The 13,787-nt window shown below is 40.6% G+C and carries 8 protein-coding genes; 5 read left to right on the forward strand and 3 right to left on the reverse strand.

What is annotated here, in order from left to right; genetic code table 11:
- Positions 1-383: 383 nt before the first annotated feature.
- Positions 384-1,982 (forward strand): AMP-binding protein, encoded by a 1,599-nt coding sequence (locus tag AAEY97_RS14800; protein WP_350999681.1) that lies wholly within the window; start codon positions 384-386, stop codon positions 1,980-1,982.
- A gap of 238 nt (positions 1,983-2,220) precedes the next feature.
- Here AAEY97_RS14800 and AAEY97_RS14805 read toward each other — a convergent pair whose 3' ends face one another.
- Entirely contained in the window at positions 2,221-4,041 is a 1,821-nt protein-coding gene (locus tag AAEY97_RS14805) for an ABC transporter transmembrane domain-containing protein (RefSeq protein WP_182744283.1), read from the reverse strand.
- 172 nt (positions 4,042-4,213) lie between these two features.
- Between AAEY97_RS14805 and AAEY97_RS14810 the strand changes: the two genes are divergently transcribed.
- On the forward strand, positions 4,214-4,684 hold the full coding sequence (locus AAEY97_RS14810) for a type II secretion system protein (RefSeq protein WP_350999684.1): 471 nt from the start codon (positions 4,214-4,216) through the stop codon (positions 4,682-4,684).
- A 28-nt stretch (positions 4,685-4,712) separates the two neighbouring features.
- Here AAEY97_RS14810 and AAEY97_RS14815 read toward each other — a convergent pair whose 3' ends face one another.
- Positions 4,713-5,123: a hypothetical protein gene (locus AAEY97_RS14815; RefSeq protein ID WP_101088737.1), complete on the reverse strand. Its 411-nt coding sequence runs from the start codon at positions 5,121-5,123 to the stop codon at positions 4,713-4,715.
- 331 nt (positions 5,124-5,454) lie between these two features.
- Here AAEY97_RS14815 and AAEY97_RS14820 point away from each other — a divergent pair, with 331 nt between their 5' ends.
- The gene (locus AAEY97_RS14820) at positions 5,455-6,633 is read left to right on the forward strand and encodes a methyltransferase (RefSeq protein ID WP_350999687.1); all 1,179 of its coding nucleotides are present in this window, start codon (positions 5,455-5,457) and stop codon (positions 6,631-6,633) included.
- A 994-nt stretch (positions 6,634-7,627) separates the two neighbouring features.
- On the opposite strand, the gene AAEY97_RS14825 is transcribed toward AAEY97_RS14820, so the two are convergent.
- Positions 7,628-8,368, reverse strand: coding sequence for a FadR/GntR family transcriptional regulator (locus AAEY97_RS14825; RefSeq protein WP_101088735.1), 741 nt, complete (start codon positions 8,366-8,368; stop codon positions 7,628-7,630).
- Positions 8,369-9,215: 847 nt separating this feature from the next.
- Between AAEY97_RS14825 and AAEY97_RS14830 the strand changes: the two genes are divergently transcribed.
- Together AAEY97_RS14830 and AAEY97_RS14835 are read left to right on the forward strand one after the other, a co-directional pair.
- The gene (locus tag AAEY97_RS14830) at positions 9,216-11,507 is read left to right on the forward strand and encodes a chondroitinase-B domain-containing protein (RefSeq protein ID WP_350999690.1); all 2,292 of its coding nucleotides are present in this window, start codon (positions 9,216-9,218) and stop codon (positions 11,505-11,507) included.
- A gap of 32 nt (positions 11,508-11,539) precedes the next feature.
- Entirely contained in the window at positions 11,540-13,786 is a 2,247-nt protein-coding gene (locus AAEY97_RS14835; protein WP_350999712.1) for a heparinase II/III domain-containing protein, read from the forward strand.
- Position 13,787: the final 1 nt, after the last annotated feature.

Consider the following 13,787-nt stretch of genomic DNA (forward strand, 5'->3'; position numbering starts at 1 on the left):
CCTATCGAAATACTCCCTATCTCAACTACATTTTTATAACAATTGAAAAACAATTGCTAACACTTTTTGGGATAAATAAGTAAGCGCTAAATAGCAATTTACAAAAAAATACTCTAAGCAGTTGATTTTTAGTGATATAGATCACATATCGAATTATTTACTAGAAGTAAACTTTTTTAACTAAATCAACACAAAACACAAGTGTAACCATTAGTTTACACAAAAAATCGTGTTTTGATGGTGATGTATTAAACGAGTAATCTAATATTGATTCAATTTCAGTGAACCTTTGCCAATTGATATTGACCCGTGTAGGTTAGTAAAAATAATCTAAACGGACGTTTGATTTATAATAATAACCAAAAATATCTAAGGTGGTATGCATGGCTTATGATGCAGATTCAGTACTTGATTTACACCAATACACATCCATAGTTGATTTGATCGAAAAAGCTTGTGACAAGTATGCAGACAATATTGCATATGCATGTCTTGGGAAAAGCACTAGTTTTCGTGAAATAGAACAAGGCTCGCGCCATTTTGCCAGTTATTTGCAACACAGCACTTCATTGCAACCTGGCGACAGAGTAGCGATACAATTGCCTAATATTACTCAGTTTGTGATTGCGGCTTATGGGGTAATTCGAGCCGGTATGGTGCTAGTCAATACCAATCCGATGTACACCGAGCGTGAACTCATTCACCAATTTAACGACTCAGGGGCAAAAGCCTTAGTCGTATTGTCGGATTTATTACCCACATTAACTAACGTGATCGACAAAACAACAGTAGAGTTGGTGATTTCGACCCACGCAATGGATCTTATCCAACCGCAACCTCAACCAGAAACCCCGTTTAACAAAGTGGCATTTACCTCTGTGCTCGTTGAAGGTGCTAAGCATCCTTATCAGTCAATAAAACCTAACCATGATGATTTAATTGCTCTGCAATACACTGGCGGCACAACCGGTTTATCAAAAGGCGCTATGCTCAATCATGGCAACCTTTTGGCTAATTCTGGTCAAGTAAAATCACGAATAGCTAGCACCATGACCGAAGGACATGATGTATTTGTCGCGCCATTACCGATTTACCATATCTATGCATTTATGGTTAATTTGGTGCTGTATTTTGAGTCAGGTAGTTGCTCAGTATTAATTCCTAATCCTCGTGATATTGCAGGGCTAATCAATACCATGAAAGCCTATCCATTTACTGGGTTTGCGGGTTTAAACACTCTATTTGTTGGCTTATGTCATCAGCCGGAATTTAAAGCCTTAGATTTCAGTAAAATGAAAATAACCATTTCGGGTGGTACCGCATTAACGAGTGCAGCAGCTAACTTATGGCAACAAACCACCCAATGTATGATTTCAGAAGGCTATGGCTTGTCTGAAACATCTCCTGTTGTCAGCCTTAATGCACCAGGGTATCAACGCCTTGGTACTATTGGTAAACCGGTATTGGGCACTGAAGTTCATGTGCTCGATATGGATGATAATGAAGTGGCTATCGGTCAAGCTGGCGAACTTGCCGTGCGCGGTCCGCAAGTTATGCAAGGGTATTGGAATAAACCAGAGGAAACCGCTAACGTCATGACAAAAGACGGATTCTTTAAAACTGGCGATATTGGCATTGCCAGCGAAGATGGTTATCACACCATTGTCGATCGTAAAAAAGACATGATTATTGTTTCTGGTTTTAACGTCTATCCTAATGAAGTTGAAGACGTACTTTCAACTAATGAGTTAGTTTTAGAGTGTGCTGTTGTCGGGGTTGAAGATGAACGTTCTGGCGAAGCAGTAAAAGCCGTGATTGTATTAAAACAGCCGCCAGCGGATATCGAGGCGGTCAAAAAGGCGATTAATGATTACTGCCGCAGCCAACTGACGGCTTATAAAGTGCCACGCATTATTGAGTTTACTGAACAGTTACCGAAAAGTGCTGTAGGAAAAATTTTGCGTCGAGAACTACGTAAATAGAGCTACGTTATAAGAGCTACGTAAGTAAGAACTTCACAAGCAAGAAAAAACTGCGCTAGTAGAGTAGATATTATCTTGCTTAAAACGCTATGCAACTAACCTCAATGCAGAGCAATAACTGATTATCAAACTGCGATTAATGTCATTTGAAACAGTTAATTGATTCGAAAATAAAAAAGATGCTTCGGCATCTTTTTTTATTTCTCAACGACACGCTCACTGCACCAAGCAGTAACCATTATGACGGCTCGTTATCCATCAATAACTGTAAACTGGCAAATTCGCGATATAGCTCATTACTTGCCATTAATTCGTTGTGAGTACCACTGGCAATAAGTTGTCCTTTATCTATCACGAAAATCCGGTCTGCATTGATCACGGTAGCTAAACGATGGGCAATAATCACAGTGGTACGTTTGGCCATAAGTGAATCGAGGGCCTGTTTTACTTTGATTTCGCTTATCGCATCTAACGCACTCGTCGCTTCATCAAGTAGTAATATTGGTCTGTCAGCAAGAATCGCTCTTGCGATTGCAATACGTTGCTTTTGCCCACCCGACAAACGCACACCACGTTCACCTAAGTAAGTCGAATAACCATCAGTAAATTCGCGAATAAACTCATCCGCTTTAGCCGCAATACAAGCCTGCTTCACCTCTTCATCGCTGGCATCTAAGCGACCATAACGCACATTATCGAGTACGTTCATGGCAAAAATCACCGACTCTTGCGGCACAAGAGCATACTGTTGGCGTAAATCTGCCAACGACAGCGTCGAAATATCAATACCATCTAATAATATCCGCCCCTGTTTAGGCTGGTAAAAACGCATCATCAGTTCAAATAAGGTGCTTTTGCCTGCACCGCTTGGGCCCACTAACGCGACTCGCTCTCCCGGTGCAATGTCCATCGACAATTGGCGGATCACGTCTTGACCCAGATCAGATGGATAAGCAAAGCACACATTATCAAAACTGAGCAAGCCATTAACAGGCAACAATAACTTATTTGGTACAACTTGCTGAGGTATATCAACGGGCGTTTTGACTAATTCAACTAAACGTTCAGCCGCACCAGAGGCGCGTTGTATTTCGCTAAACACTTCACTGATGGTCGCTACAGCACCTGCAACCATCACGGCATAAAACATAAATGCAGACAGCTCACCACCGGTGATACTGCCAGACATCACATCTTGCGCCCCAATCCATGTAACAAAAGCAATTGCTGCAATGCTTAAAAACATTACCGTTGAAATAAGCAGCGCACGATACATAATACGGCCTTTAGCCACATCCATTACCGCCTCGACTCTGTCAGCAAATAGCTGGCGGTCTTTAGCCTCGTGGGTATACGCTTGCACGGTATGAATTTCATGTAAGGTTTCATCAATATAAGCACCAAGATCGCCTACCCTATCTTGACTTTTACGCGACAAGGTTCTGACTTTTCGGCCAAAAAAGATCACCGGGCCTAATACCAAAGGAACGGCTAACAACACTAATGCTGTCAACTTAACACTGGTAAACGCCATCATAACGATGCCACCAATCACGGTCACACTTGAACGCAACGCCATAGATAAACTTGAACCGACAACGCTTTGTAACAAGGTACTGTCTGCCGTAAAACGTGAAATAACCTCACCGGTACGCTGAGTCGCAAAAAAAGCTGGCGATAACGATAATAAATGATTGTAAACCTGTAACCGAATATCCGCACTGACCCGCTCGCCAAGCCAAGTCATCAGATAAAAACGACAGAAAACCGCAGTTCCACTGATTGCTGTAATAGCAATAATAAACAACATGATCTCATTCAATCGCCCTGCATTATCGGCAATAAATCCTTCATCGACCATTAACCGAACACCTTGGCCAAGCGATAACCATGCCAGCGATCCAATAAACAGAAATACAATCGCCGCCACTACTTTCATACGATAAGGAGACAGAAATTGTAAAATCCAAGGTAGAACAGAATGTTTTAAAGGAGGTTTAGCAGAAGATATTGACTCAGTTGAAGTCGTCGTTGGATTCGTCACAGTATTAACCAGCATATATAACTAAGATATTCTGATAGTACCAATAAAACACAACATTGTAGATGCCTTAACAATAAGGCGCCGGCCAGCAGGATTACGACCGCCGAAAAAATGATGCTAGTATCGACTAAAAAATAACATGAAAAATAGTATGAGAAATAAGATGAAAAATAGTATGAGAAATAATATGAGACCATCGCACGGTTTTACATTAATAGAGTTGGTTGTTGTGATTATTATTTTGGCCTTATTGGCCGTTGTCGCGAGCAGTAAATTCATTAGCTTACGCAAAGATGCAATTGTATCTACCATGGTAGGAATGGAAACAGCAATGCAATCAGCTGCAACGTTAACCTATTCAAAAGCCGCTATTGCTGGTGTAGAAAGACTTGCGACTACGACGCTTAATATTGATGGGGTCAATGTTAACTTAGCTTATGGCTATCCCGATGGAACTGCCGCTGGTATTGCAATGCTAATGAATATTCCCGAAGGTGATTGGCAACAACGCAAAAGTACATTGCCTATAACTGCATGGGTATATTGGCATGGTGTCATTAAAGAGGATGCGGGCGTTGCGGCATGTTATTTACGTTACAGGCAAGTAACATCAGCCACCGCACGACCTGTTATAGATGTTCAAACAAGCGGATGTTAGACATCAATGGGTTTAAAAAACCATAACATTAAGACTCAGGATAACGTTTTTCAATCGCTTTTAGCGAACGTAAAAACAACCCTATACCCCCCACACAAAGTACCAATATAACGATTAAATCAAATGCACTCATGTAAGAAAATCTAAAATTAATCGAGCTTATCACGCCAAAAATCAATGCCACTAACGAGCCAAATGTCAGTAACCACCCAAGTATGTTTCTGCCATTATAAAACATCAGTCCAACACCAAACATAAAGGGTATCATCACCATTCCACTGGTAAGCCCAAAGCCGCCCAGCTGATATAAATGGCTGCTAAAGCCAAATGAGCTTGTCACTTTAATGGCATTTAATAGCATATAAAAGCCACCGCACATCATCACTAGCCCAATAAAGAACTGACCCATTCCACCTGACGTTCCACCAGCACCTTTCATCAATATCCCTTGAAACCATTATCTTAAGTCAATATATTGATGTTACTGAACCGTACAATTAATAGCAATCATCTCTGCAGTACAATCATGTTCGTGATATTAGGTTTTAGTTTCAAAGTTAACAATCAATATCATCTTGTTCTGTATCCTACATTCAACATGTCGTTTAACACGAGTTAAACAGAGAAACTTTGATATTCAATAAAACTAGCACCACTCCACAAAATTCCCCTTATCAACTTGTTTAAGCCTAAGCCTCGCGCTGGTAAGTGATATCTGAGATAATATCGGGCTATTTTATCGATATTCTTTTTTATTAGGTAACACCGTTATGACAACCCAATTTGCTTGTTCAGGTATAGAGCTTGAGCTTTTTCGTTATCCAAGCCAACAAGCATCAAACTTACAAGCATGGGATGCCGCTGATGAACACCTAGTAAAGTACTTAATCGACACCGAAATAACAGCAACCACAACCGCCATTCTTAATGACAACTTTGGGGCACTAACGTGTGCATTAACCATGCAACATCCACACAGTGAATTGCTTGTCGAAACGGATGCTAAAACCAGCTTATTAGGTTATCAGCAAAATTTATTACACAACAAACTCGCACCAACCAACATACATTGGCTAAATAGCCGCGAAACGCTGCCACAAAATATTCAATTAGTGCTGATGAAGTTACCAAAAAATCTACACTATTTTGGCCAGCAGCTTGCGCGTTTATCAACGGTGCTTCCTGCGGGAACCCAAATACTGATTGGTGCTAAAGCCAAGTCAATCAATCCAGCATTATTGGCCAGTATTGAAAAAAATCTAGGTCCCGCATCCGCCAGTTTAGCGTGGAAAAAAACACGGGTAATTAGCTGTATTAGCGATGGTAAAAAACGGCCATTAGCAAAAGCCGTGAATTGGAATGTCGATGAGCTAAAACTCACTATCAGTAACCTTGCGAATGTATTTGCTGCCAATAAGCTCGATATTGGCGCAAGGATTATGCTCGACAACATGCCCAAAGGTGAATTCAAGCACATTATAGACTTAGGCTGTGGTAACGGTATTTTAGGATTACACGCCAAGCAATGTTATCCCAATGCGCAAATCCACTTTGTGGATGATTCTGATATGGCCATCGCCTCGGCAAAGCATAATTGGCAAGCGAACGCGCTAGATACTCCATCTCAAGATCTTCAATCCCAAGATCCTCAAACTGAACAAACGTCACAAGCTTTTTTCCATTGGGACGATTGCCTGAGTAATTTACCAGCTGATGTTGAACCAGATTTAGTGATATGTAACCCTCCGTTTCATCAAGGTGAAGCCATTACCGACCATATCGCTTGGCAAATGTTTGTTGATGCACATAAGCGCCTAAAAAAAGGCGGTTTATTACATATCGTTGGTAATCGACATTTAGCCTACCACGTTAAAATAAACCGCATTTTTAAAAACTGCACCACGGTAGCCTCTAATGGTAAGTTTGTCATTTTACAAGCGATAAAATAATGCCATGAATGAGGCACCAAGGTCATGTTCCCCTAAATGGCCCTGCATGGCCCTGCATATAAAACTAAACCAATATTGATAGTAACGAGCGAGGGCCGACACAATTTATGTGCAGCCCTTCACTCGTATGTATTTGCTACTCGCTACACCTTGTTTATCTCGAACACTCACATTAACGGACACCAATAACCACTGAACATTCATCAGTGTAAACGGCGATACAGGTCTGGTTTGTTGTGACCAAAAGCAAATCGCTTTTAGATGTGCATATCCCTTGAATAAATAACTATATGCCGCATTGATTTGAGCACTCGTTGGCAATAACGAGGCATCAATAGCCTCTATGATAAATGAACACAATGATAAATAGACACAATGACCTTATGACGAACGCCAATCTGTGCCTTAACAATCCACATCAGGCATTACCAAGAAAACATAATTGGTTAACACGAAAGCATAAAAAACACCTCTAATAACATTACCAAACTGGGTATAAATGGCGTTAACAATAGAACTCAATCATATTTCCATAGGTAGAATAGCCGCTGTAATAAACAATCAAGCTAATTTTCTGCAATAATATTAAAGTTAATAGTGGTTTTTTATGTTTTTTGAAAGACCAATTTAACAGCCTCTTTTCTTTGTAAGTTGACCATGAAGATCAGCGGCCCCTAACCAAGTTGCTTTAATTGGTCGCCATTTATGTGGAATGTTGCAACTCCATTAGCGCAAGAAACAAGTCACGTAACAAAATAGCTAAAGTGGCCGCTGAAAATGCGACACATCATTGCATTGGGGATAGGATTATTGATGGCGTTAACTAAATTGCTTGTTATCTCAAGCTGGCAGTTGAAATCATGAAGTCATCGTTACCGATATTATGGTCAACATCCCTCATAACATTACTCATAAAAAACCATAAAAAACGCGCCAACACTTAAGTGTGAGCGCGTTAATTTTATCGCAATAAGCTAATCCGCTTTAAAAGCAATTAACCTTTTGTTTTTACTAAACTCTCAATTGAATACAAGTCGCGATTAGCACTATTTTTGCGGCGTACTTCTTCTAATGCCTGCTGTTCTAATTTATCAAACAATACATTGATTAAGCGATTAAAATGCTTATGCATTGCTAAACGAGCCTCAGCGGCATCGTGCAGTGATAATGCCTGATAAATTGCGGTATGCTCTGCTAAGGTTTTATTATTATCTGTGCTACAAACAATATTATAATCTTCAATGATTTCATTACTTGATGAACGCAGCGCCCACATGTTTTCAAACAAATTTATCAACGCGCCGTTACGAGTAGAATATGCGATGATCTGATGAAACAGCTCGTCTGCCTCTTCGACATTTTGCATATCTTTCATCATTACTAATGTGTCATGGAGTTTTTCAAGTTCTTCTGCAGTAATGGTTTTTGCTGCTAAAGCAGCTATTTCACCTTCAACTAAAGCACGTGCTTGGGTTAATTCAAATGCGTTAACATTATTCACCGCTACCGGTTTTTGCTGATGGTCAACCACGTACACGCCAGAACCCGTTTTCACTTCCACTTTTTCACGCACTTCTAGTGCAATAATAGCTTCACGAATGGTTGGCCTGCTTACTTCAAACTTTTCAGCAAGCTCACGCTCTGGGGGTAAACGACTGCCTACCGGATACTCGCCACTGGCGATAGCGGCTTCAATCGTATCGACTATTCGCCAAAATAAACGACGGTTTTTCATATACCTTCCTTCGAAAAGTAAAACCAATTTACTGGTTAATGCTGACATATTATCGGTTAATACCTTAGCAGCAAACAACTAAATTACATGTTATGTTAATCTCAATATAGAAATAATAGCACATTGTCATACCTTTAAAAATATTGGTAATATACTAAAAATGTAAAATCATAGTAATTGGTAAAACAATTTATTGACATAATCTTAATGATTGGTTAGTTTCTATTCAAGCACAAATAATCCATTAACAGAATAATTTAGACTTTGTGTGTGTACGTAAAGAAAAGGAAATCAACTAATCTGGGGAGGTTAACGTGAAATTTATCAAGACAAGCAATACTTTGAGATTAACAGGATTAAAGTCGCAATCAAGATCAGCAATTTACGACGCGGCACTAATATCTCTATTAAGCAATCATGAACGTGCGACAGAGACAAACGAGTCAATACAAAAACAGCACGTCACAGTCTCTTAAATGCTAGGTAATTGGACTAGGCTACGCTTAATTACGGTTACGCTTACTTAGCAATACCGTGAGAGTGACACCCAGCCAAATAACTTACCATTTCCAGACAGCTCTTATCACGATGCGCATGACAGTGGACGACCTCAATTTTTTGGCTAACGTTACAGTGGCAGATTTCTTGTCATGTTGTTTCAAAGTCATGAAAATGTTGGGTAAACTCAAAATAATTCCCAATAAAAATAACACCACAGTTGCTGATTATTCACGTTATGGCGCTAACGAATTCTAAGGTGAAAAAGTAATTTTGAGCCTTTCCCCCTTGATAACTACTTAATGTAGCCATGGGGATATCATTTTAACAGTATTAAACGAGAGACTAGATGAATCATTCAAATAACAATACGTCATCGTCAAGGCATTGGTTATTCACGCAGTTGTTAGTCTTATTAATGCTTTGCATCCCATCTATCTATGTGCAGGCAAAAGATCGCTTAGTGACTACCCAGGCTGAGTACAAAAAAGCACTAAAGCTGGTTGAGCCTGGCGATAAAATCATTTTAAAAAATGGTACATGGCAAAATTTTGAAGTGTTGTTTATGGCGACAGGCACCGCCAATGCGCCTATTGAATTAACTGCCGAAACTAAAGGTAAAGTGATCCTGTCTGGCCAATCGAACCTTAAACTGGCTGGTGAATATTTACAGGTATCGGGGCTAGTATTTAAAAATGGCTCTACGCCAAGTAATGAAGTTATTGCTTTTCGTAAAAGTAAAACTCAGTTAGCCAATCACTCACGAGTAACCGAAGTGGTTATCGATAACTACAGCAATCTAGATCGCCAAGAGTCTGATTATTGGGTCAGCTTATATGGACAAAATAACCGACTTGATCACAACCACTTTGTTGGTAAACGCAATGTTGGCGTAACTGTTGCGGTGCGTTTAGACAGTGAGAACAGCCAGCAAAACCATCACCGAATTGATCATAACTATTTTGGTCCTCGCCCAATCTTAGGCTCTAATGGTGGCGAAACCCTCAGAATTGGCACCAGCCATTACTCACTAACGGATTCTTTTACTGTGGTTGAAAATAATTATTTTGATCGCTGCGATGGCGAAGTCGAAATTATTTCAGTCAAATCGGGTAAAAACCGTATTCAAAATAACGTATTTTATGAATCAAGAGGCACATTAACCTTAAGGCACGGTAACGGTAATATTATCGATAGTAATGTGTTTTTGGGTAATGGCGTTGAACATACCGGCGGGATCCGCGTGATTAACCGCGATCAAACCATTACTAACAACTATCTAGAAGGCTTAACCGGCAATCGATTTGGCAGTGGTTTTACTATTATGAATGGCGTGCCAAATTCATCAATTAATCGCTATCATCAGGTGGTTAACGCCAATGTTAATAACAACAGCTTTATTAATCTTGACCATATTGAGCTGGCCGCGGGCAGTGACAGCGAACGTTCAGCAGTGCCACTAGACAGTAAATTAAACCACAATCTGTTTATTAGCCCAACCGCGCCATTTACTTTATACGATGATATTAGCGGACTTAGCTTTAACGACAACCTGAGTAATTTTGCGACCAAAACGTTAAGCCCATTCATGGCTAAAGGTATTCGTTCACAAGATATCACCATGAAACGCGCTGCTAATGGCTTGTTATACCCAAGTGATGAAAATTTTGCAGCATATGGTGCCAGTAAAAAACTGACCCCTACATTAAAGCAAGATACCGGCACATCTTGGTATCCAAAAGCAGAGCCTACTGTCGCATTTCAATCTGGCAACACCATCAAGGTTAGCGCCAGTGACGATGAATTAGCAAGCGCAGTTGAACGAGCTCAACCAGGCGATATTTTATTACTCAGTGATGGCAAATATAACATCAGCAGAATACTGGCGATCAACAAAACGTTAAGCTTTAAAGCCGCTAATGCTCACCAAGCAATAATCAGCTTTGAACGCCCTAGTCTATTTGAAATTCAAGACAATGGTAGTTTGCAACTCGATGGTCTAGTCATTACGGGTTTAAATAGCCCTGACGCTGCGGGTAATAGCGTGGTAAGAACCCGCAAATGGGGCATGTTAACGAATTATCGTTTTGAAATGACAAACAGCATTGTTGAGCAACTCAATGTGAATCATTCATTTCACTTTTTCGATTCGGGCAGTCGCGCCTTTGCAGATAGTATTAATGTCAGCAATAGCCAGTTCCGCCATATTAGCGGGGATTTATTTCGCCTCGACAAAGAAACCGACGACCTAGGAATTTATAACACCGAATACCTCATATTGGACAATAACCAGTTTGACGATATTGAAGGTGCTATTGCCACGGTATACCGCGGTGGAACGGATGAGAGTACCTTTGGTCCCCATGTATCGGTAACCAACAATGTGTTCATTAAAGTCGGTCAAGGTAAGCGCAATAAAACAGGCGCGTCACTGAAGTTACATGGGGTTCAAATGAGCCAAATAGAGCACAATAAATTTAACGACAGTTCCGCTATTATTGTTGTTCACACCGTCGGTGAACCACAAACCCGCATTACGCATAATCAGTTTACTAATACACCTAGCCCACAAGTAACGGAGTTAGTTGCAATAGGTAAACACACTGCAGATATCAACAATAATAAAGTGCAAAAATTATGAATAACTTCAATATAGCCGCAGGCGTAAGCCCGATGACGCGTGTCATTAAGCAAGTAGGAAAAATAGCGCTATTGGCGTCAATGACGTGCGTTATTTCATTACCCGTTATGGCTGCGCAACATCCAAACTTAGTCATCAACCAGCAAGATGTGGCAGCCATGAAACAGGCCATCACTCAACCTGGGACATTTCAAAATGCTTTCAATGCCACACAGAATAGTGTCGATAAAGGACTGGTTCAGCCAATTGAAGTACCAGTACCCAAAGATGCCGGTGGTGGTTATACCCACGAAAAACATAAAAGTAATTACCAACAAATGTATGACACGGGCATTATTTATCAGCTGACTGGCGATAAAAAATATGCCGAATACGTTAAAGACATGCTGTTGCAATATGCCACACTTTACCCAACGCTACCTTTGCACCCTATGCGTAAAAGTAACAATGAAGGTAAACTTTTCTGGCAAGGACTCAATGAAGCAGTTTGGTTGGTACACACCATTCAGGCGTACGACTTTATCTATGATGCGTTAACACCTGCAGAACGTAATACCATCGAAACGGGTGCAATAATACCCGCTGCACTCTTTTTGTCAGAACAATCGCCGCACACCTTTAATAAAGTTCATAACCACGGCACTTGGGCCACTGCTGCGGTTGGCATGAGCGGATATGTACTCGATAAGCCACTTTGGGTTGAACGTGCTTTATACGACTTAAATCTCGCCAAAAAAGGCGGTTTTATGCGTCAGTTGGACGAATTGTTTTCACCAGACGGTTATTACAATGAAGGGCCATATTATCAACGTTATGCATTAATGCCATTTGTGACGTTTGCTAAAGCTATTGAGCAAAACGAACCGCAGCGTAAGATTTTTCAATACCGTGACGGTATTTTACTTAAAGCCATTACCAGCACAGTTGAACTCAGTTATAACCAGCTGTTTTTTCCCCTTAACGATGCGATTAAAAGCAAAGGCATCGACACTATTGAACTCGTCAACGGCGTCGCCATTGCTTATGGTCTCAACGGCGATCCACGTTTATTAGATATTGCACAGCAACAACACAATATTTTATTAACGGGTGATGGGCTTAAAGTTGCACAAGGGTTAGACAATAAACTACAACAGCCCTTTCCATTCGTTTCGACATTATTCCGTGATGGCCAACAAGGTGATGACGGTGCATTAGTGGTTATGCGTCAAGGTAAAGCAACCGACCAAGCCATTGTATTTAAAGCGACTGCGCAAGGTTTAGGTCATGGTCATTTTGATAAGTTAACCTGGCAGTTTTACGATGCTGGTAATGAAATCGTATCCGATTATGGCGCTGCACGTTTTCTAAATGTTGAGGCAAAATTTGGTGGCCGTTATTTACCTGAAAATGAATCATGGGCTAAACAAACCATTGCCCATAACACTTTAATTGTTGACGAGAAAAGTCATTTTAATGGCAAGCTTAAAGCGGCTAACAAAAATAACCCTACATTACACTTCTACTCAGCAAAGCAAGACCTCACCATCGCGTCGGCTTCTATCGATACCGCTTATGATGATGTCGCATTTAAGCGCACTCTCGCCTTAGTCAACATCAAGCAACGTGATGCGGTAATTGGCATCGATATAATGCGTGTTACAGCTAACAAGCCACATCAATACGACTTACCCGTGCATTATCAAGGGCAATTAATCGATACCAACTTTGACAGACAGGCATCCTTGACTCAATTGTCTGCTTTGGGTACCGAAAATGGTTATCAACATCTATGGTTGTTAGCAACTGCTAACCTAGCCAAAGACAAAGCCGCTAATAAACTGGCTAAAGTCACTTGGTTAAATGATAACGGCCATTTTTATACCCTTAGCACGTTAGTTAATACTAACTTTAACAACGCCACTGACGAGCAAATGTTATTCACCCAATTGGGTGCCAACGATCCGGATATGAACTTACGCCAACAGCAGTCGTTCATTCACCGAGTGAATGCTACTAATCATACTTATGTCAGCGTGATGGAGCCACACGGCGAGTACAACCCATCAAAAGAATACACCTTAGAAGCCACCAGCAGTATTGCTGAGCTGATTCATCATCAACAAGCTGATCTAGAAGCGGTGCAAATACGCTTTACCGATGGACAACAATATCTATTAGCAATCAACCACGCAGATATCGCTGTGACTCAAGAAACTCAAAGTGTCATTAGCGTCAATGGGGTGCAATACCCATTTAGCGGACGCGCCGAATTATTAGACATTAAAGAATTCAAGTAAC

The sequence above is a fragment of the Shewanella sp. TB7-MNA-CIBAN-0143 genome (assembly GCF_040310065.1).
In the GTDB taxonomy this organism is placed as follows: Bacteria; Pseudomonadota; Gammaproteobacteria; order Enterobacterales; family Shewanellaceae; genus Shewanella.

What these genes read in the sequence shown, in the direction of transcription:
- AAEY97_RS14800 (WP_350999681.1), top strand. Translation starts at nt 384, where the DNA reads ATGGCTTATGATGCAGATTCAGTACTTGATTTACACCAATACACATCC.
- AAEY97_RS14805 (WP_182744283.1), bottom strand. Translation starts at nt 4,041, where the DNA reads ATGCTGGTTAATACTGTGACGAATCCAACGACGACTTCAACTGAGTCA.
- AAEY97_RS14810 (WP_350999684.1), top strand. Translation starts at nt 4,214, where the DNA reads ATGAGACCATCGCACGGTTTTACATTAATAGAGTTGGTTGTTGTGATT.
- AAEY97_RS14815 (WP_101088737.1), bottom strand. Translation starts at nt 5,123, where the DNA reads ATGAAAGGTGCTGGTGGAACGTCAGGTGGAATGGGTCAGTTCTTTATT.
- AAEY97_RS14820 (WP_350999687.1), top strand. Translation starts at nt 5,455, where the DNA reads ATGACAACCCAATTTGCTTGTTCAGGTATAGAGCTTGAGCTTTTTCGT.
- AAEY97_RS14825 (WP_101088735.1), bottom strand. Translation starts at nt 8,368, where the DNA reads ATGAAAAACCGTCGTTTATTTTGGCGAATAGTCGATACGATTGAAGCC.
- AAEY97_RS14830 (WP_350999690.1), top strand. Translation starts at nt 9,216, where the DNA reads ATGAATCATTCAAATAACAATACGTCATCGTCAAGGCATTGGTTATTC.
- AAEY97_RS14835 (WP_350999712.1), top strand. Translation starts at nt 11,540, where the DNA reads ATGACGCGTGTCATTAAGCAAGTAGGAAAAATAGCGCTATTGGCGTCA.